Source organism: Streptomyces sp. NPDC058697 (assembly GCF_042715345.1).
GTDB classification, from domain to species: Bacteria; Actinomycetota; Actinomycetes; order Streptomycetales; family Streptomycetaceae; genus Streptomyces; species Streptomyces liliifuscus.
Genome location: NZ_JBHXSU010000024.1, coordinates 128,909 through 148,226 on the forward strand (window position 1 = coordinate 128,909; position 19,318 = coordinate 148,226).

Annotated in this window: 15 protein-coding genes; 4 read left to right on the forward strand and 11 right to left on the reverse strand. The window is 71.0% G+C overall.

From position 1 onward, the window contains the following. Positions 1–89: 89 nt before the first annotated feature. The 3 genes from ACFWXQ_RS37685 to ACFWXQ_RS37695 all read right to left on the reverse strand — a co-directional run bounded on the left by ACFWXQ_RS37685 (position 90) and on the right by ACFWXQ_RS37695 (position 4,818). The gene (locus ACFWXQ_RS37685) at positions 90–3,728 is read right to left on the reverse strand and encodes an AAA family ATPase (RefSeq protein ID WP_383955373.1); all 3,639 of its coding nucleotides are present in this window, start codon (positions 3,726–3,728) and stop codon (positions 90–92) included. A 211-nt stretch (positions 3,729–3,939) separates the two neighbouring features. After that, on the reverse strand, positions 3,940–4,143 hold the full coding sequence (locus ACFWXQ_RS37690) for a hypothetical protein (protein WP_028802434.1): 204 nt from the start codon (positions 4,141–4,143) through the stop codon (positions 3,940–3,942). A gap of 393 nt (positions 4,144–4,536) precedes the next feature. Then, positions 4,537–4,818, reverse strand: coding sequence for an acylphosphatase (locus ACFWXQ_RS37695; RefSeq protein ID WP_055616187.1), 282 nt, complete (start codon positions 4,816–4,818; stop codon positions 4,537–4,539). Between the two features lie 131 nt (positions 4,819–4,949). On the opposite strand from ACFWXQ_RS37695, the gene ACFWXQ_RS37700 reads away from it, so the two are divergent. Beyond that, the gene (locus tag ACFWXQ_RS37700) at positions 4,950–6,083 is read left to right on the forward strand and encodes a CAP domain-containing protein (RefSeq protein ID WP_383955377.1); all 1,134 of its coding nucleotides are present in this window, start codon (positions 4,950–4,952) and stop codon (positions 6,081–6,083) included. An 81-nt stretch (positions 6,084–6,164) separates the two neighbouring features. Next, positions 6,165–6,554, forward strand: a complete 390-nt coding sequence (locus ACFWXQ_RS37705) for a winged helix-turn-helix transcriptional regulator (RefSeq protein WP_383957407.1) — start codon at positions 6,165–6,167, stop codon at positions 6,552–6,554. On the opposite strand, the gene mutM is transcribed toward ACFWXQ_RS37705, so the two are convergent. From mutM to recG, 8 genes are all read right to left on the reverse strand, one after another. Further along, positions 6,527–7,387, reverse strand: coding sequence for a bifunctional DNA-formamidopyrimidine glycosylase/DNA-(apurinic or apyrimidinic site) lyase (gene mutM, locus ACFWXQ_RS37710; protein WP_383957409.1), 861 nt, complete (start codon positions 7,385–7,387; stop codon positions 6,527–6,529). The two genes, ACFWXQ_RS37705 and mutM, sit on opposite strands and share 28 nt — an antisense overlap. Before the next feature lie 150 nt (positions 7,388–7,537). Then, a complete protein-coding gene (gene rnc, locus ACFWXQ_RS37715; protein ID WP_386270191.1) occupies positions 7,538–8,476 on the reverse strand; it encodes a ribonuclease III in 939 nt (312 codons plus the stop codon). A 19-nt stretch (positions 8,477–8,495) separates the two neighbouring features. Next, positions 8,496–8,669, reverse strand: a complete 174-nt coding sequence (gene rpmF / locus ACFWXQ_RS37720) for a 50S ribosomal protein L32 (protein WP_033321093.1) — start codon at positions 8,667–8,669, stop codon at positions 8,496–8,498. Positions 8,670–8,671: 2 nt separating this feature from the next. Next, positions 8,672–9,325: a YceD family protein gene (locus tag ACFWXQ_RS37725; RefSeq protein WP_383957358.1), complete on the reverse strand. Its 654-nt coding sequence runs from the start codon at positions 9,323–9,325 to the stop codon at positions 8,672–8,674. 128 nt (positions 9,326–9,453) lie between these two features. Beyond that, entirely contained in the window at positions 9,454–10,548 is a 1,095-nt protein-coding gene (locus ACFWXQ_RS37730) for an ATP synthase F0 subunit B (RefSeq protein WP_386270194.1), read from the reverse strand. A 110-nt stretch (positions 10,549–10,658) separates the two neighbouring features. After that, the gene (coaD, locus tag ACFWXQ_RS37735; RefSeq protein WP_383957449.1) at positions 10,659–11,138 is read right to left on the reverse strand and encodes a pantetheine-phosphate adenylyltransferase; all 480 of its coding nucleotides are present in this window, start codon (positions 11,136–11,138) and stop codon (positions 10,659–10,661) included. Positions 11,139–11,164: 26 nt separating this feature from the next. After that, positions 11,165–11,752: a 16S rRNA (guanine(966)-N(2))-methyltransferase RsmD gene (rsmD, locus tag ACFWXQ_RS37740; protein WP_189843586.1), complete on the reverse strand. Its 588-nt coding sequence runs from the start codon at positions 11,750–11,752 to the stop codon at positions 11,165–11,167. A 202-nt stretch (positions 11,753–11,954) separates the two neighbouring features. After that, a complete protein-coding gene (gene recG, locus ACFWXQ_RS37745; RefSeq protein ID WP_383955481.1) occupies positions 11,955–14,165 on the reverse strand; it encodes an ATP-dependent DNA helicase RecG in 2,211 nt (736 codons plus the stop codon). 163 nt (positions 14,166–14,328) lie between these two features. Here recG and ACFWXQ_RS37750 point away from each other — a divergent pair, with 163 nt between their 5' ends. Next, on the forward strand, positions 14,329–16,176 hold the full coding sequence (locus tag ACFWXQ_RS37750; protein ID WP_383955478.1) for an HSP90 family protein: 1,848 nt from the start codon (positions 14,329–14,331) through the stop codon (positions 16,174–16,176). Further along, positions 16,173–19,121 (forward strand): tetratricopeptide repeat protein, encoded by a 2,949-nt coding sequence (locus tag ACFWXQ_RS37755; protein ID WP_383955475.1) that lies wholly within the window; start codon positions 16,173–16,175, stop codon positions 19,119–19,121. Before ACFWXQ_RS37750 ends, ACFWXQ_RS37755 begins: the two co-directional genes overlap by 4 nt. The last annotated feature ends 197 nt before the right edge of the window (positions 19,122–19,318 follow it).

Below are 19,318 nucleotides of genomic sequence, written 5' to 3' on the forward strand. Positions count from 1 at the left end.
CCTGGCCATGGGCGCCCCTCAAGGGGCGCGGGGAACTGCGCGACCAGCCACAACGAACCCGCACCAGCAAGACGACCGACCGCCCGGCGCTACCGCAACCGCTGACTGATCACCTTGGAAACACCATCCCCCTGCATGGACACGCCATAAAGCGCGTCAGCGACTTCCATCGTCCGCTTCTGGTGCGTGATCACGATCAACTGCGAAGCCTCCTGCAGCTCCTGCATGATCCGGATCAGCCGCTGAAGATTCGTGTCGTCCAGCGCCGCCTCGACCTCGTCCATCACATAGAACGGACTGGGCCGCGCCTTGAAGATCGCCACGAGCATGCCCACGGCGGTCAGCGACCGCTCCCCGCCGGACAGCAACGACAGCCGCTTGACCTTCTTCCCCGGCGGCCGTGCCTCCACATCGACGCCCGTGGTGAGCATGTTGTCGGGGTCGGTGAGAATGAGCCGCCCCTCCCCACCCGGGAACAGCCGGCTGAAGACCCCTTCGAACTCCCTCGCCGTGTCCCAGAACGCCTGGGTGAAGACCTGCTCGACCCGCTCGTCGACCTCCTTCACCACCTGAAGAAGATCGGCACGCGTCTTCTTCAGGTCCTCAAGCTGCTCGCTGAGGAACTTGTGGCGCTCCTCCAGCGCGGAGAACTCCTCCAGGGCAAGCGGGTTGACCTTGCCCAGCTGCTGGTAGGCCCGCTCGGCGGACTTGAGCCGCTTCTCCTGCTCGGCACGGTGGAAGCGGCGGGGCTGGTTGCGCGGATGCTCCGGATCCTCCGGCAGCTCCTCGCCCTCGGCGGGCAGGGAGGGCGGTACGAGCTGGTCGGGCCCGAAGTCCGCGATCAGTCCGGCCGGTTCGACCCCCAGCTCCTCCAGCGCCTTGGCCTCCAGCTGCTCGATCCGCATCCGCTTCTCGGCGCCGAGGACCTCACCGCGGTGCACCGAGTCCGTGAGCTTGTCGAGCTCGGCCTTGAGGTCACGGCCCTCGTTGCGGGCGACGACGAGGTCCTGCTCGCGCCGCGCCTTGGCGCGCTCCGCGGCCGTACGCTCCTCGTCCGCCCGGGCGAGCGAGACCTCGACGTGCGCGAGCAGCTGCCGCGCACCGGAGGCGACGGCCCCGGCGACGGCGGCCTCGTGCCGCAGCCGTGCCCTGCGCTGCTCGGCACGCGCGCGTGCCTCACGTTCGGCGCGCGCGGCCCGGTCCAGCGAATCGGCCCGCCCGGCAAGCCCCTTGACCCGTTCCTCGTGCGTACGCGTCTGGAGCCGGGCCTCCATCTCGGTCTGCCGGGCGTTGGCCCCGTCGGCCGCGAGCCGGTCCCTTACGGAGGTGTCGGGCTCCTCCTCGAACGGCATCTCCTCGGCGACGGCGAGCCGTTCGGCCAGCTCCTCCGCCTCCTGGACGGACCGTTCGAGGGCTTCCTGTGCACGGGCGGCCGCCGCGGCGCTCCGCTCGGCCTCTCCGGCGGCGCCCCGCGCCTGCCCGGCCAACCGCCCCAGTTGCTGGGCGACCTGGGACTTCTGCCGCTCACCGGCCCGTCGCCGTTCGCCCAACTCCTCGACGAGAGCGGTCCGTTCCCTGCGCAGTTCAGCGGCGCGGCGCTGCTCCTCGGTCAACTCCTCGCACAGCACGCCCAGTTCTTCCAGCTCGGCGGCCGCCTCGTCGACGGAGGCCTGTACTTCGAGCAGGCTCGGCGCCCCGGCGGAACCGCCCTGGGCGAAGTGCGCCCCGAGCAGGTCCCCCTCGGCGGTCACCGCGGTCAGCTCGGGCCGGGAGTAGACGAGATCCTCTGCGTCCTCCAGCGTCCCGACCACGACGATGCCCCGCAGCAGCCGCCGTACGGCAGGCATGAGATCGGAGGGCCCACGGACGAGATCGGCGGCGAACGACGGACCACCGCGCTCCGGATCTCCCCCGGAGGACGTCCCGCCTGCGCCCGCGCCGGACTGACCTCCTTGTACGGCTTGTACGGCGCCCGGGATGCCGGACGCGCTCCCGGCGGGATCCTCCGGCGCCCCCGCGAGCAACAGCGCCGCCCGTCCCCCGTCCTGCTTGCGCAGCAGGCGGATGGCGTCCGCCGCCGCGGACGGGCTGGTCACCGCGATGGCGTCCGCCGCCGCTCCGAAGGCGGCCGCGACCGGGACCTCGTGGCCGGGTGTGACGGAGAGCAGTTCCGCCGCCGGGCCCAGCAGACCCGTCAGCCGGTCCTTCGCCACGAGCAGCGCCCCCGTGCCGTCCTTCCGGCGCAGCCCCAGGGACAGCGCCTCGTGGCGGGCCTGCGTGGCGGCGCGTTTGCGTTCGGCCGCGGTGGCCGCCTCGCGGGCCTCGGTGAGGGCGGACTCGGCGTCGGCGAGGGCGCGCTTGGCCGTCTCGTGGCGCTCGGCGAGTTCCTCGTCGCCCGCGTCCAGGCCGTCGACCTCGGCCTTGAGCTGCTCGTACTCCTCCTGGGCGGCGACGGCCCGCTCCTGCGCCTCGTCGCGGGCGGAGGCGAGCCGGTCGATCTCCGCCTGGGCGGAGGCGGCGCGCGAACGGGCCGCGTTGACCTGCCCGTTCAGCCGGGCCAGGCCTTCGCGGCGGTCCGCGATGGCGCGGGCCACGTCCTTCAGGCGCCGCTCCTCCACCGCCAGTTCGCGCTCGAGGTCGGCCCGGTGGGAGACGGTGTCCTCCAGGGCCCGCTCGGCCGCTTCCAGGGCGGCTTCGAGCTCGGCCTCCTGCTCACGGATCCGGGCGGCCTCGCGCTCCATGTCCTCGGGGTCGCGCCCGCGCCGCTCCTCCGGCGGCTGGGCGGTCGCGCTCTTGACCCGCGCGTCCGCCAGGGAGACCGTGCCGCGCACCCGCTCGGCCAGCTGCGACAGCTCGTACCAGGTCTGCTGTGCCCGCTGCAGGCGCGGGGTGAGCCGCCGTACCTCGTCCTCCAGCATCGCCTCCCGCTGGAGCGCCTTCTTCAGCTCGGCCTCGGCCGTCTCCTTGCGTTCCTTCAGCGCGGCTTCGTCGGCGACCTCGGCCTGGAGCGCGCCCCGGAGCCGTACGAGATCGTCGGCGAGCAGCCGGAGGCGGGCGTCGCGGAGGTCGGCCTGGATCACGGCGGCCCGGCGGGCGACGGCGGCCTGCCGGCCCAGCGGCTTCAGCTGGCGCCGCAGTTCGTCCGTGAGGTCCTGCACGCGCGCGAGGTTGGCCTGCATCGCGTCCAGCTTGCGGAGCGCCTTCTCCTTGCGCTTGCGGTGCTTGAGAACGCCCGCGGCCTCCTCGATGAAGGCGCGGCGGCCCATCGGATCGGCGTGCAGTACGGAGTCGAGCTGGCCCTGGCCGACGATGACGTGCATCTCGCGGCCGATGCCGGAGTCGGAGAGGAGTTCCTGGATGTCGAGGAGGCGACACGTGTCGCCATTGATCTGGTACTCGCTGCCGCCGTTGCGGAACATGATCCGCGTGATGGTGACCTCGGCGTACTCGATGGGCAGCGCGCCGTCGGAGTTGTCGATGGTCAGGGACACCTCGGCGCGGCCGAGCGGGGGCCGCCCGGTGGTGCCGGCGAAGATGACGTCCTCCATCTTGCCGCCGCGCAGCGACTTGGCGCCCTGCTCACCCATGACCCAGCTGAGGGCGTCCACGACATTGGACTTGCCCGAGCCGTTGGGGCCCACGACACAGGTGATGCCCGGCTCGAACCGCAGCGTGGTCGCCGAGGCGAACGATTTGAACCCGCGCAGGGTCAGGGCCTTGAGGTGCACGCAGCCGGACTCTACCTTCCGGGTGGGTCTCACTCCATGACCGCGCGGTTTCACCCTTGAACGTGCAGGGCACACCAAACGTTAAAGACAGTGAAAGAGTGCGCGGGGGCAAGAAAGACAAGAAAGAAGGGACGCCGAAGCGTCCCTTGCAACTCTGTCAGCGGCTGACACGGGCAGCCTGTTCACTGGTGGCGACGATGCGATTCAGTGATCAGGTGAGCGCAGGCTCCGCCTGGGGTACGTCGATGCTTTCGAGAAGCGAGTCGTGAGAAGCGGCAGCCGCGAGCGCGTCGTTCTCGGCCTGGATCCGTACGAGCTCGGATTCCAGGTCCTGGACGCGCTGCTGGAGCCGTCGCATCTCGGCAATGAGTCGCGGGTCGGAGCCGCCGACGTAACCGAGAAGCGCCTTTGCCATGATGGATGGTCCTCCACACTGAGTGACCGACCGAAGCGGTGTGGGTCGTGAGGGAATCGCACCCGCGATGCTTGGCACTGACGAGTTTTTGCTGCCGCTCTTACATGCCAAACAGCTAAGGTGCGCGGGGACTTTCAGCGTCTCACCAAAAAGTTTGACGGTCAACACGATCACGCCCCGTATTGGGGGCCAACCCGGGGCGCGCGGCTTGAGAACGGGCGGCGCGGCCACTGTTTCGGGGCCCTGGGGGCGTGGAGATCATCCTTACCGGCGGAGCCTGCCACGACAAGCGATTCTTGGCAACCACCAGGCGCTTTCTGCCCGTGGCAGGTGCCCGGCGCACGCCCCGCGCCCGCTGCCAGGGGTGTTGCAACCGGTGGAGCGGAGTGGATCTCACCGGATGGCGAAGCCGTCGTAACCGCCGCGGGGCGTGTCCCAAATCTCAGTGACTCCGTCGACGCGTCCCGGCGTGTCGTCCCCCTGAAGCCAGTCGAGGAGTCGCTGGCATCCGGCCCGAGGGCCTTCGGAGACCACCTGGACCCGTCCGTCCCCCAAATTGAGAGCAAAACCACTCAGGCCGCCGATCTCCAATGCCTTAGCCCGCGTGTACCAGCGGAAACCCACACCTTGGACCCGTCCGCGTACCCACGCGACCAGCCTTACATGCTCGCTCATGCCTGCACGCTAACCGGCCAAATGCTCTCGGAGCACTTCCTCCCCTTGCGCCATGGGGTACCGTCCCGACCCAATGAGCCTCACTCGTTCGGGTGAGGAACGTTGACCGCAAGGATGAGGAAGGCCAGGAGATGGGACGCCACCGACGCTCCGCCGCCGGCCGCGCCGCCACAGGCCGCGCCACCGGGGTCACACAAACGTACGATACATACGCGGGCGGTTACACGGCGGCAGACTCGGGTGATTACGCGGGTGAGGGCGACTACGCGGCTGCCGGCGACCACCTGACCGCCGGGGACTACCTGAACGGCAGCCCCTACGCGACCACGGGCATGTACGACTCGCCGGGCGGCATACACGAGACCGGCGACTTCTACTCGAAGAGCGACACCTACCTCTTCGCCGCGGATCCCGCCGCCCACGCCACGACCGGCTATGCGCCGGACGGCGGCGCCGGGCGCGGCCACCGCCGCCGCAAGAAGAACGTGACGCCCGTACGCACCGGTCTGCTCGGTGTCTCGGCCGCCGTCGCGATGGGTGCCGTCGCGGTCGCCTCCGGGCTGATACCGGGCAGCGACAGCCTCTCGATCGGCGGGGGCAACGCGGACAAGGTCCGCGCCCAGGACTCGCCGAGCGACGTGCAGACCCAGGGCGGCACGGACGGCACCACGGAGGACCGCGAGGACTCGGGCACGAGCCGTGACCTGGAGCGCTCCGCGTCTCCGACGGTCTCGCCGACCAAGGCCCCGGAGAAGACCGAGACGAAGACTCCCTCCGCGAAGCCGTCGACCAAGGCTCCCGTCAAGGAGAAGCCGAAGACCGAGCCGACCACCAAGGCGCCGGAGAAGAAGGCACCCGAGCCGGCTCCGTCGAAGGCGGTGTCCACCGCGTCCAAGGCCGAGGCCGAGGTGTTGTCGCTGGTCAACGAGGAGCGGGCGAAGGCCGGCTGCAGCCCGGTGACCGCGTCCAGCACGCTGGCGGCGCTGGCCGAGTCCTTCAGCGAGGACATGGCCGCGCGGGGCTTCTTCGACCACACGGACCCGAGCGGGGCGTCCCCCTGGGACCGCGCCGAGAAGCTCGGCATCGCGAACCTCGGCGGGGAGAACATCGCCCGCGGCCAGGCCGACGCCGCCGCGGTGATGGAGGCCTGGATGAACAGCCCCGGCCACCGCGCGAACATCCTGAACTGCGACTTCAAGACCCTGGGCGTCGGCGCGCACTTCGCGTCGGGCGGCCCCTGGTGGACGCAGGACTTCGGCTACTAGCCGCGCAGAACCGAAGAGGGGGCGCTAGCTAAAAGTTAGCGCCCCCTCTTCGGTTTGCGCTGTGCCGAGTATTCTGGGCGCATGGACCTGACGGAGCGACCGAACTTCGAGTTCGACGTGTTCTCCAAGGCGTGCCCGTCCCGGGGCACGCTGGAGCACGTCACGGGGCGCTGGGGCGCGCTCACGCTGGGGGCGCTGTACGAGGGCTCGTTCCGTTTCAACGAACTGCGCCGGCGCGTCGACGGCGTCAGCGAGAAGATGCTGTCCCAGACCCTGCACGCGCTGGAGCGCGACGGCCTGGTGCACCGCGAGGCCCAGCCGACGAATCCGCCACGGGTGGACTACGAACTGACGCCGCTGGGCCGCGAGGTCGCCGAGCGGCTGCTGTCCCTCATCCACTTCGTGCAGGGGCACATGGACGACATCCTGGGAGCGCGCGAGCTTTACGACACCACGCGCGGCGGGCGCTGACAGCGCGGGCAGAAGTAGCTGGACCGGTTCATCCAGGGCCTGCGCCGCATCAGGGTGCCGCAGCGCCGGCACGGTTCACCCTCCCTGCCGTACGCGTCGAGCGAGCGGTCGAAGTAGCCCGACTCCCCGTTCACGTTGACGTAGAGGCTGTCGAAGCTGGTGCCGCCGACGGCGAGGGCTGCGTTCATCACATCCCGTACGTGGCCCAGGAGTTCGGCAGTGCGCGGGCGCGTGAACCCGGTGGTGGAGCGCTCGTAGTGCAGCCGCGCACGCCAAAGTGCCTCGTCCGCATAGATGTTGCCGACGCCGCTGATCAACGACTGGTCCAGCAGGGCGCGTTTGACGGTCGTACGCCGACGCCGCAACGCCTCATGGAACGCGTCGTCGTCGAACAGCGGGTCCAGCGGGTCACGGGCGATGTGCGCGATGACATCGGGCAGCCCGTCGGGCGTCGTCTCGTGCAACGACAGCCCGCCGAAGGTCCGTTGGTCGACGAAGCGCAGCTCGGTGTGGAGGGCGTCCTCGAACCGGACGCGGATGCGCAGGTGCTTCTCGTCGGCCGCGTCCTGCGGCTGGACGAGGAGCTGTCCGCTCATCCCGAGGTGCGCGAGAACGGCACTCGGGGAGTCCGCGAGCGGCAGCCAGAGGTACTTGCCGCGGCGCTGGGGCAGTCCGATCCGGTGCCCCTTGAGCCGGGCCCCGAAGTCCTCGCCGCCCGCCATATGCCGGCGCACCGCACGCGGGTGCAGCACCTGGACGTCGGCGACGATCCGTCCGCTGACCCAGCGTTCGAGGCCCCGTCGTACGACCTCGACCTCGGGCAGTTCGGGCACGGCTTCTCCTCCGGATGCGTGGGGCGACGACTCGGGCGCCCCGGACCGGGGCCGCGCGCCCGCAGCGTACCGCCGACGCCCTCGAACACGATCGCCCGCCCCCTCGGACGGGGGACGGGCGATCGGTCACAGCGCCGAACTGCGGTTCGGTCAGGCGGAAGCGGTGTCGGACGCCGCCGTCGAGGGAGCCTCGACGGCTTCATCGGCCGCCACGGCCTCCTTGGCGGCTGCGGCCTTCTCGGCTGCCGCGGCCTTATCGGCAGCCGCGGAAGCTTCGGCTGCCGCGACGGCCTCGGCCTCGACGGAAGCCTTGGCCGCTGCGGACGCCTCGGCCGCCGCCACCTTCGCGCGTTCGTCCGCGGCGGAGCGGATCGCACGCCACGCGGACTCCGCGGCCTGCTGTTCCGCCTCCTTCTTGCTGCGGCCGGTGCCGGTGCCGTACGAGACGCCTCCGACGCGGGCAGCAGCAGTGAAGGTTTTCTCGTGGTCCGGGCCGGTCTCGGTGACCAGGTACTCGGGCACGCCGAGCCCCTCGGTCGCCGTGAGCTCCTGGAGACTGGTCTTCCAGTCCAGGCCCGCTCCCAGATTCGAGGATTTCTCGATCAGCGGGTCGAAGAGACGGTGGACGAGTTCGCCCGCCGCGTCGAGACCCTGGTCGAGATAGACAGCGCCGATCACCGCTTCAAGGGTGTCGGCGAGGATGGACGCCTTGTCCCGGCCGCCCGTGCCCTCTTCGCCCCGGCCGAGCCGGATGAAGGAGCCGAGTTCGAGCCCGCGGCCCACCTCCGCCAGCGCACGCGAATTGACCACCGCGGCCCGCAGTTTGGCCAGTTGGCCTTCAGGCAGGTCGGGGTGGGTTCGGTACAGCGTGTCCGTGACCACGAGGCCGAGCACGGAGTCCCCGAGGAACTCCAGACGCTCGTTGGTCGGCAGACCGCCGTTCTCGTACGCGTACGAACGGTGGGTCAGTGCACGCACCAGAAGGGCGGACTCGAGCTTGTACCCGAGCCGCCCTTCCAGAAGCGTGTGGGACGAGGCTGTGTTGTCCGCCTTTTTCTTGGCGTTTACGTCCGCCTTGGCGTCAGACATGAAGCCTCTCACCAGCCGCTCAGACCTCGAGGACCTGGCGCTTGTTGTAGGTGCCGCAAGCGGGGCACGCGATGTGCTGCAGCTTGGGCTCGTGGCAGCGCTCGCACGCAACCAGGTTGGGGACCGCAGCCTTCCACTGCGACCGGCGGTGGCGCGTGTTGCTGCGCGACATCTTCCGCTTCGGAACAGCCACGGCTACTTCTCCTGCTTCTCGTTGGCGCGCGCCGATCGAGGCGCTTCGCCACTCATCTCGTCCTTCTCGCCATCTTCGAGTGAACCGGCGAGTCCCTGCAGTGCCGCCCAACGGATGTCGACGGCGTCATGGTGGTGGTCCGGGTCGTCCGCGAGCCGCGCTCCGCACTGGGAGCACAGGCCGGGGCAGTCGTCCTGGCACACCGGCTGCATCGGCAGTGCGAGCACCACCGCATCACGCAGCACGGGTTCGAGGTCGAACAAGCCGTCCTCGATGAAGAGCGTGTCCTCGTCGTCCTCGGCGTCGTCGGCCGGCTCCGCTTTCACACGGCCCCGGTCGTCGGCGTCAGGGTACGAGAACATCTCCTGGAAATCCGCTTCGAGCTGCTGCTCGACCGGCTCCAGACACCTTACGCACTCCCCCTTGGCCTGTGCACGGGCGGTGCCTGTGACAAGCACACCTTCCATGACCGACTCAAGGCGGAGTCCGAGCTTCACCGGGGCGCCTTCCGGCACTCCGATGACTCCCTGGATACCGAAATCCTTGGGAGCTTCGATCTCACGGGTCAGGCGCTGCAGCGCGCCAGGACGCCGCCCCAGCTCGTGTGTGTCGAACACGAGAGGGTTGCGGTGGTCGAGGCGGGCGTTCAGGGCCATTCCTGCTTTCGATCTTGAAACTCTGTGGGGCGCCGCCCTTCGGTGCTTCCCGGGCAGCGTTGATCGCGGACGTACACGCGACCGAAGAACCAGGGTACTGGACCTTTCGCTCTCGGCCCAATCCGGCCTCAGCGCCCCTGTTCGTACGCCCTGAGCTGCTCCGCGCTGATCATGGTGGTGTCGAAGAGACTGGTCTCGTCGAGGGCGTTGGCCTGCGCCTGCTGCGGCTGGGGTGCCTGCGGAACCTGGCCGTACGCCTGCTGCAGGTTCGGGTCGTACGCGGCCTGCTGGTCGTAGCCCTGCTGCTGCGGATAGGCGGCGTACGGATCGGCGGTCTGCTGCTGGTAGCCGTATCCGTCCTGCTGCGCGTACTGCTGCTGGTACCCGTACGGATCGGCGGTCTGCTGCTGATAGGCGTACGCGTCCTGCTGGGCGTACTGCTGCTGGGGCACGGCCGCCGGGGCCTGGGGCTGGACGGCGGCCGGCTGGGCGGGCCGCTCGGAGAGGTCCGAGAGGCCGTCCAGGTACTCGGCGTCGGTGGTGTGCTGCGCGTTGCCGTCCTCGGCGAAGCCGCCCAGGTCGCCGAGGTCGTCGCTGGCGATCCGGCCGTGCAGCTTCTGGCGGCCGCGGCCGACGGCGTCCAGGGTCTTGGCGAGCACGGCCTCGAAGGCGCCGAGCTTGACGTCGACGTACTCGTCGGCGTTGCGGCGCAGGGTCTCCGGGTCGTGGCTGCGCTCGGGAGCGTCCTCGTCCTCGTAGCCCTGCTCGTCGGTGCCGGGGCCCGTGCCGAGGAGCTTCTCGCGGCCGCGGCCGACGGAGCCGAGGGTCTTGGTGAGGACGACCTCGAAGTTGGCGAGCTTGGAGTCGACGTACTCGTCGGCCTCGGCGCGGACGTCCTCGGCCTCCTTGCGGGCCTCGGAGAGGATGCGGTCCGCCTCGTTCTGCGAGCGGCGGGCGACCTCGGTGTCGGAGATCAGGCTGCCGCGCTCGGCGTGCGCGGACTCGATGATCCGCTCGGCCTCCAGGCGGGCCTGCTCGACCATCTGCTCGCGGCCGCCGATCAGCTCCTCGGCCTGGGCGAGGGAGCCGGGCAGCGCCTGGCGCACCTCTTCGAGCAGGGAGAGGAGCTCGGCGCGGTTGACCACGCACGAGGCCGACATGGGCATGGAACGGGCGCTGCCGACCGCCGAGACGATCTCATCGAGCTTCTTCTGCACGTCCACCGTGTGCTCGCCACTCTCTACAGCTGTGATGGAGACGGACGCCTCGACTGTACGACCACACCCGCCCCTCCCGACACCGGGTGACGCACTGTCAGGTCTCCGGGCCTCCGTCAGTCCTTCTTGAGTCGCTCCCTGAGGGCTTCCAGGACCAGCGGCGGCACCAGGTGGGCGACGTCACCGCCCCAGGTCGCGACCTCCTTGACCAGCGAGGAGGACAGGAAGCTGTAGGTGGGGTTGGTCGGGACGAAGAGGGTCTCGACGCCGGAGAGGCCGTTGTTCATCTGGGCCATCTGCAGCTCGTAGTCGAAGTCGCTGACCGCGCGCAGGCCCTTGACGATGGCCGGGATGTCGCGCTCCTTGCAGAAGTCGACGAGGAGGCCGTGGAAGGACTCCACCTCGACGTTGCCGAACTCCGCGGTGACCTGGCGGATCAGCTCGATCCGCTCCTCGATCTCGAACAGGCCCCTCTTGGACTGGTTGATCATCACCGCGACGTGCACGACGTCGTACAGCTTGGAGGCTCGGGCGATGATGTCGAGATGTCCATTGGTAATCGGGTCGAACGACCCGGGACAGACGGCGCGGCGCACTTGAGATCCCTCGCTCTCCGGTCCGGTCATCGTGCGTCTTCGCACGTAGAGGCGGCGCGACCGTACCAAAACGTTCCCTCGCCGTAGCGACGGGACCTCAATGCCTCGAAGCCGTCGGGCCACCGGAATTCGCCGCCTCTAGTACTGCGTTCAACGGTGACGAGCGCTTCGCCCGCGAGCCAGCCCCCGGAGCGGAGTGTGAGCAGGATCTCGCGAAGATCGTCGTCCGTGACGGCGTACGGCGGATCGAGAAAGACGAGGTCGTACGGGGCTGCCGGCGCCGCCGTGCGGATGATCTGTTCCGCTTTGCCGGGCCTGACCTCGGCGCCGGGGAGGCCCAGTGCCTTCACGTTCTCCCGGATGGTGCGGGCCGCGCGGGCGTCGGCCTCCACGAGGAGGGTGTGTCCGGCGCCGCGGCTCAGCGCCTCCAGGCCGACGGCGCCGGAGCCCGCGTACAGGTCGAGGACGCGGTCGCCTTCCAGGGGGCCGCCGAGCAGGGACTGCCAGGTGGAGAAGAGGCCCTCGCGGGCGCGGTCGGAGGTGGGCCTCGTGCCGGTGCCCGGGGGGACTGCCAGGCGTCGTCCACCGGCCGTGCCGGCGATCACGCGGGTCATCCGGGGTCCTTGCGGGTGGGGATGGTCACGGGTCCCAGTCTTGCAGGCGGGGGTGGCGGGTGCGTTTTCTGGGCTGCGGGGGTGGGGGGTAGGTGGCTCGGCGTTGGGGGTGGCTGCGGGTGGGTGGGGGCTGGTCGCGCAGTTCCCCGCGCCCCTTTGGGGCGCGGCCGACGAGGCGCGTCCAACGGGGCCGCTTCTGTGCTCAGCCCTTTTCCAGGTACTGCTCCCTCTCCTCGTCCAGCAGGGCCTGGAGTGCCGTGCGCAGGCCGGGGAGGTGTTCCAGGTCCGGGTCGGACGCGACCACGGCGGTCGCCTCGTCGCGGGCCTCGGCGATGATCTCCTCGTCCTCGATGACGGCGAGCATCCGCAGTGAGGTGCGGGCGCCGGACTGGGCCTGGCCGAGGACATCGCCCTCGCGGCGCTGTTCGAGGTCGATGCGGGAGAGCTCGAAGCCGTCGAGGGTGGAGGCGACCGCGGTCAGCCGCTGGCGGGCCGGGCTGGCCTCGGGCATCTCGGTGACCAGGAGGCACAGGCCCGCCGCCGAGCCACGGCCGACGCGGCCGCGCAGCTGGTGGAGCTGGGAGACGCCGAACCGGTCGGCGTCCATGATCACCATCGCGGTGGCGTTCGGGACGTTCACCCCTACCTCGATGACGGTGGTCGCCACCAGCACGTCCGTCTCGCCCGCGGCGAAGCGGCGCATCACGGCGTCCTTGTCGTCCGGGGGCATACGGCCGTGCAGGACCTCGACCTTGAGGCCCTGGAGCGGGCCCTTGGCCAGTTGGCCGGCGATGTCGAGGACCGCGAGGGGCGGGCGCTTCTCGGCCTCGTCCTCGGGGGACGGCTTCTTCTTGGACTTCTTCGGGTCGTCGTCCTCGTCACCGATGCGGGGGCAGACCACGTACGCCTGATGGCCGTTGGACACCTCCTCTCGCACGCGCTCCCACGCGCGCGAGAGGAAGTGGGGTTTGTCGGCGGCCGGGACGACATGGCTGGCGATGGGCGAGCGGCCGGCGGGGAGCTGGTCCAGGACGGACGTCTCCAGGTCGCCGAAGACGGTCATGGCGACCGTGCGCGGGATCGGCGTGGCGGTCATCACCAGGAGGTGCGGGGGCTGTTTGCCCTTGCCGCGCAGGGCGTCGCGCTGCTCGACGCCGAACCGGTGCTGTTCGTCCACGACGACGAGGCCCAGGTCGTGGAACTGCACCTTGTCCTCGATCAGCGCATGCGTCCCGATGACGATCCCGGCCTCGCCGGTGACCAGGTGGAGCAGTGCCTGTCGCCGCGCCGCCGCCCCCATGGACCCGGTGAGCAGCACCACCTTGGTGGAGTGCTCGACGCCACCGAGCATGCCGCCCTCGGCCAGCTCCCCCATCATCTCCGTGATCGACCGGTGGTGCTGCTGGGCAAGCACCTCGGTGGGCGCGAGCATCGCGGCCTGCCCACCCGCGTCGACCACGGCGAGCATGGCGCGCAGCGCGACCATCGTCTTTCCGGAACCGACCTCTCCCTGAAGCAGCCGGTGCATCGGATGTTCCGTGGCCAGGTCGTCGAAGATCTCCTTGGAGACCTTCTGCTGGCCCTCGGTGAGGGTGAAGGGGAGCTTGGCGTCGAAGGCGGAGAGTAGGCCGTCCTTCTTGGGTCTGCGGGCCACGGCGGGCAGTTGGGCGTCCGCGTGGCGGCGGCGGGCCAGGGCCACCTGGAGGACGAAGGCCTCGTCCCACTTGAGGCGGGAGCGGGCGTCCTCGATGTCCGCCTTCGTGTGCGGGCGGTGGATCTTCAGCAGGGCCTCGGGGAGGGGGACCAGACCGCGGCCGGCCCGCAGGGACTCCGGCAGCGGATCGGTGGCCTCCTGTGCGCTCGGCAGCACCGTCTGCACCGACTTGGCGATCTTCCAGGACTCCAGCTTGGCGGTGGCGGGATAGAGCGGGATGAGGGCGCCCGCCCAGGTGTCCACCGTCTCGGTCACGTCCTCGCCGCGCAGCAGCTCGTACGCCGGGTGGGCCAGCTGGAGGCGGCGGTTGAAGACGGAGACCTTGCCCGCGAACAGCGCGCGGGTGCCGGGCAGGAGCTCCTTGTGGGGCTTGTGCACGCCGTTGCCGAAGAAGACCAGCTTGAGCTGGCCGCTGCCGTCCGTGATGGTCACTTCGAGGCGCTGGCCCTTGCCCCGGGGGGCCTTGGCCGAGGCGAAGGTGAGCAGGCGGGCGTCGGCGACCTGGGCGACCACCGTGACGTGCTCGTCCATGGGGAGGTCGGCGAGGTGGGTGAGCTGGCCGCGCTCCTCGTACCTGCGGGGATAGTGGTGCAGGAGGTCGCCGACGGTGTGCAGGCCGAGGTGCTCGGCCATCACCTTCGCGGTGGCGGGTCCGAGCACCTTCTTCAGTGGTTCTTCGAGCGCGGGCACGAGATCCATTGCACACCACCGCACTGACAATGCCGTATACGTCCCGGAAATCCGCTGGTCAGACGGCTGGTTCCGGGCCTAGGATGTCCGGCTCCGGCCCTGTTCGCGGTCACCTCGTCTTGGGACCGCCCGACCCCGCGCCGTCGCACGTCCCCCCACCGGCGCAGCGACGATGGACTCCCAGATCTCACAGTCAGCTCAGGCATCCCAGTCACCCCATACGTTCCAGGTCGACCTGCGCGGCCTCGTGGACCTTCTCTCCCATCACCTCTACTCCAGCCCCAAGGTCTATCTGCGCGAACTGCTGCAGAACGCCGTGGACGCGATCACCGCCCGGCGTGCCGAGCAGCCCGACGCGCCTGCCCTGGTGCGGCTGTTCGCCGAGGGCGGCCCGGGCGGTGCCCTTCGTGTGGAGGACTCCGGGATCGGGCTCACCGAGTCGGACGTGCACAGCCTCCTGGCGACCATCGGCCGCAGTTCCAAGCGGGCGGAGGGCCTGGAGTCGGCGCGCTCCGACTTCCTCGGGCAGTTCGGCATCGGCCTGCTCGCCTGCTTCGTGGTCGCCGAGCGCATCCGGGTGGTCAGCCGCAGCGCCCGTACGCCGGACGCACCGCCCGTGGAGTGGACGGCGGCCGACGACGGCTCGTACACGGTCCGTACGCTGCCGCACGAGGCCCGCCCCGAACCGGGTACGACCGTGTATCTCGTGGCGCGTCCGGGCGCCGCCGACTGGCTGTCCGAGGAGCGGGTCCTCTCGCTGGCCCGGGACTTCGGATCGCTGCTTCCGTACGACGTACGAGTGGGCGACGAGGCGGTCACGGACCTCCCGGCCCCCTGGGACCGCGCGTACCCGAGCCCCGCCACCCGAAGGGTGGCCCTGGGACGGCACTGCCACGACCTGTTCGGCTTCACGCCGCTGGACTCGATAGACCTGGACGTGCCGCTCGCGGGGATACGCGGAGTGGCGTACGTACTGCCATCCGCGGTCAGTCCCGCCCAGCGTGCCGGTCATCGCGTGCACCTGAAGGGCATGCTGCTCACCGAGCGGGCCGAACAGCTGCTGCCCGACTGGGCGTTCTTCGTGCGCTGCGTCCTCGACACGGACAGCCTGCGGCCCACCGCGTCCCGGGAGGCGCTGTACGAGGACGAGGCCCTGGCGGGCGTACGGGAGGCGCTGGGCGAGCGGATCAGGGCCTGGCTGACGGGGCTCGCGGCCGGTGATCCCGAGCGGCTCGCGGCCTTCCTTTCGGTGCACCACCTGGGCGTGAAGTCCCTGGCACGGCACGACAGCGAGATGCTGCGCACGATGCTGCCGTGGCTGCCCTTCGAGACGACCGACGGGCAGCTGTCCCTGGAGGAGTTCGCCCAGCGGCACCCGGTGGTGCACTTCACGCGGTCCGTGGAGGAGTACCGCCAGGTCGCGCCGATCGCGTCCGCGCAGGGCGTGGGTGTCGTCAACGGCGGCTACACGTACGACAGCGAGCTCGTCGAGGCGCTGCCCTCGGTGCGGCCCGGGACGGTCGTGGCGGAGCTGGACGCCGACACGGTGACCGCGCATCTGGACTCGGTCGACCCGGCGGTGGAGCTGGCCCTGTCGGCCTTCCTGGGGGCCGCGCGGGCCAAACTCGACCCCCTGGGGTGCGATGTGGTCCTGCGTGCCTTCCATCCCCTCTCCGTGCCCGCGCTGCACCTGGACGACCGGGCGGCCCGCCACGAGCAGGCGCGCGCGGACGCCGAAGAGCAGGCCGACGACCTGTGGGCGGGCATTCTCGGCTCGCTGCGGGGCAGCGCCCCGCGCGCGCGGCTGGTGCTCAACCACCTCAACCCGCTGATCCGGAAGATCAGTTCGCTCGACGACCGGGAGCTGATCGGGACGGCGACGGAGTCCCTCTACGGCCAGGCCCTGCTGATGGCGCAGCGTCCGCTGCGACCGGCGGACTCGGCGCTCCTGAACCGGGCGTTCATCGGCCTCCTGGAGTGGGCCACCCACAGCGACACCCCGGAGGAGGGCCCCCGATGAGCGGGACCGGTGAAAACTTGGACTTCGACGCGCTGCGCCGAGCGATGCAGGAGAACTACGAGCAGCCGGAAGGCCCGGCCCGCAACGCGCGCGCGGAGGTCCTGCTCGCCGAGGCCGAGAAGCTGAACATCCCGCTCGCCGTGATCGAGGCGCTCGGCCACCAGCTGAAGGTCTACAACTACAGCTCCGAGAAGGACAGGATGTTCGTCCCCTTCGCGCGTCTGCTGCGCATGTGGGACGAACGGCCGGAGGACTTCGACGAGTACGAGACCCACTCCCTGCACTGGGTCTTCAAGTGGGTGTCCTCCGGAATGGTCGGCCAGCCGCACGTTCCACTCGCCTCCATCGAGAAGTGGCTCGGCGAGATGGAGCACCGCTACCGGCTCGCCGGTCACTCCGAACGCGCGGTCCGCAGTACCGAGTTCACGGTGGCGCGGTCCATCGGGGACCTGGCGCGGGCCGAGCGGGCGTACACCGCGTGGCTGGCCGCCGACCGGGACAGCATGGCCGACTGCCACGCCTGCGAACTGCACGACCAGGGCTGGTGGCTGGCCGAGCGGGGCGCCGACGCCGAGGCCCTGGAGCTGTGGCGGCCCGTCCTGTCGGGCGAGTACACCTGCGCCCACGAGCCGCACGCGGTCCTCGCGTCCTCGCTGCTGCCCCTGCTGCGACTCGGCCGCCTGGACGAGGCGCGGGCCCACCATCTGCGCGGCTTCCGGCTCGTACGCCCCATGGAGAGCATGCGCGGCGCGTACGCGGACCATGTGGAGTTCTGCGCGCTCACCGGCAACGAGGCACGGGCCCTGGAGCTTTTGGCGGAACGTCCCGCCTACTTCACGGACGCCGGGGAACCGCGCAGCCGGATGGACTTCCTGGCCGTGGTCGCCCTGCTGACGGACCGGCTGACCTCGCTCGGTCTCGGCGCGCAGACCGTGCCCGGACCGGCCGGCCGCACCTGGACCGCGGGCGAACTCGCCGCCCACGCGCGCGTGGAGGCCCTTTCGCTGGCGGGCCGCTTCGACGAGCGCAACGGCACGGCGTACGTGAGCGGACGCGTCCGGGAGCGCATGGACCAGCAGCCGCTGGTGGAGCGACTGCCCCTGGGCATACGCGCGACACCGACCGTGGCCGCTCCCGTGCAGCCCGCGCCCGCCGCGTCCGCGGATGCCGCTGCCGACGGCGGGCCGGACCTGGCCGCGCTGCTCGCCGAGGCCCGCCGGCTCTCGGCCGCCCTGCACCCGGATTCCGTCGCGGCATGGGCCGCGGTCGCGGAGGCGGCCGACGACGAGGACCTGACTCCCCGCGACCGCGCGGAGCTGACCGACCACGCGGCGATGGGCCTCGGCCCCGAGGGCGTGGAGCTGTTCGCCCGCGCCGCCGAGCTGTACGAGGCCGCGGGCGACCCGGGCGAGGCCCTGGCGGCACGCGCGCGTGGAGCGTACGTACTGGCACTCTCCGGCCGGACCCGTGAGGCGCTGGCCGCGGTCTCGGACCCGTACGAGCGGGTGCTCGCCCTCTTCGCGGAGGGCGGGACCGGGGTCCAGCAGGCCGCCTCGGTGCTGGTGGGACGGGCGCGCATCCTGCTGCAGCGGGTGCACGAGGCGGCGGAGGTGAACGGGGCGGGAGACGGCTCCGAGGCCCTGGCCGCCGCGGAAACCGCCGCACGGGAGCTGCTGGCGCTCGCCGGACCGGAGGCCGGAAACGACGTCATGGTGGCCTCCCGGGCCGCGGAGGCGCAGGCCATGCTCGGGGAGCTCGCGGCGCACGCCGGGGACGCGGAGAGGGCCGCGGAGCTGCTCACGCGGGGCTCGGAGGCCTTCGTGGCGGCCGGGCTGCCGTGGTTCGCGGTGGAGTACGAGGCCCGGCTCACCGGAATCGCACGCCACCTGGGCGACGCCGAGGCGGCCGAGCGCGCGGCCCGGGCGGCGCTGGAGCACGGCGCGGCCTTCCTCGAACCGACCGGCCACGCCCAACTGCACCTCCAGCTGGCCGAGATACTGGCCGCCACCGGACAGTTCGGGCCCGCCGCCGACCACGCCCTGGAGGCCTCGCACTGGGCCGACGAGGCCGGCGAGGCGGCCACGCTCGGCGCCTGGGCCAGACATCAGCTCGGCGGCTTCCTGCTCCGCCAGGGCCACTGGGCCGAGGCCGCGGAGGTCCTGGAGTCGGCGCTGCCGGAGCTGAGCGCGCAGACGCACGGCGACGGGGCGATCGTGCAGACCCATTGGTGGCTCGGCGACTGCCTCACCGAGCTCAACGAACACCGCGAGGCCGCCGAACACTGGCTCCAAGCGGCCGAGATCGCCCGGCACTGGCCCGAGCAGCGCGACCACGCGATGCTCGCCCATCTCGCCGCGGAGGCGCTCGGCCACGCGGAGCTGCTCCCTCAGGCGGACCAGGCCTACGCGCGCGCCGGTGACCTCTGGCGGTCCCTCGGCAACGTCCATGGGCTGATCCGCTCCTTGCGTGCGCGCGCGTGGCTCGCGGTGCGCGAGGAGGGCCCGGGGCTCGACACGGCACGCGAGTTGATGGGCGAGGCGGTCCGCGCGTGCGAGGACGAGGTGCCCGAGGACCACGAGGAGCGCGAGCAGCTCGTCGCCGAACTCGCCCAGACGCACCGGCAGTTCGGCGACCTGGTCGCCCGCTCCGCGCCCGACGACGCCGAGGACGAGCTGATCTACGCCCTGTTCGAGGAGGCCCTGGCCCACGTCACGCTGGCCGTCGCGGGCTTCCTCTCCCTCGGCGAGGACGCCCTGCACAGCCGCACCGCTGCCCAACTCGCCGCGGGGTGGCTGGAGGCCGACCTGGAGCACCCCGACTGGGCGGCCGCACGCGCGCGTGAGGTTCTCTCCGCGTATGCCGACGGGGATGGGGCGGATGAGACGGTGGTCGCCCGGCGTGGTGAGGCGGAGCGGCTGCTGCGGGCGACGTCGTCGACCGAGTAGCGGTCCGTTCGGGGGCCGGTCCTATTGGGGTCGGTTCTTGTCTGCGGGTCCGCTGTGGCTGGTCGCGCAGTTCCCCGCGCCCCGTTAGGGGCGCGGGGCCGGCGGGTAATCCACCCCCAAAAGCAGCAGAGCGCCCAGGCGGCCCCCCCCGTACACCACCCTGTCGACCGCCCGGTAGGACACCCAGACGCCAGTCT

Bases quoted from the DNA above. Each gene is read 5' to 3' on its own strand.
- ACFWXQ_RS37690 (WP_028802434.1), bottom strand. From the start codon at position 4,143: ATGGCAAAGGCGCTTCTCGGTTACGTCGGCGGCTCCGACCCGCGACTC.
- ACFWXQ_RS37695 (WP_055616187.1), bottom strand. From the start codon at position 4,818: ATGAGCGAGCATGTAAGGCTGGTCGCGTGGGTACGCGGACGGGTCCAA.
- ACFWXQ_RS37700 (WP_383955377.1), top strand. From the start codon at position 4,950: ATGGGACGCCACCGACGCTCCGCCGCCGGCCGCGCCGCCACAGGCCGC.
- ACFWXQ_RS37705 (WP_383957407.1), top strand. From the start codon at position 6,165: ATGGACCTGACGGAGCGACCGAACTTCGAGTTCGACGTGTTCTCCAAG.
- rnc (WP_386270191.1), bottom strand. From the start codon at position 8,476: ATGTCTGACGCCAAGGCGGACGTAAACGCCAAGAAAAAGGCGGACAAC.
- ACFWXQ_RS37725 (WP_383957358.1), bottom strand. From the start codon at position 9,325: ATGGCCCTGAACGCCCGCCTCGACCACCGCAACCCTCTCGTGTTCGAC.
- rsmD (WP_189843586.1), bottom strand. From the start codon at position 11,752: ATGACCCGCGTGATCGCCGGCACGGCCGGTGGACGACGCCTGGCAGTC.
- recG (WP_383955481.1), bottom strand. From the start codon at position 14,165: ATGGATCTCGTGCCCGCGCTCGAAGAACCACTGAAGAAGGTGCTCGGA.
- ACFWXQ_RS37750 (WP_383955478.1), top strand. From the start codon at position 14,329: ATGGACTCCCAGATCTCACAGTCAGCTCAGGCATCCCAGTCACCCCAT.
- ACFWXQ_RS37755 (WP_383955475.1), top strand. From the start codon at position 16,173: ATGAGCGGGACCGGTGAAAACTTGGACTTCGACGCGCTGCGCCGAGCG.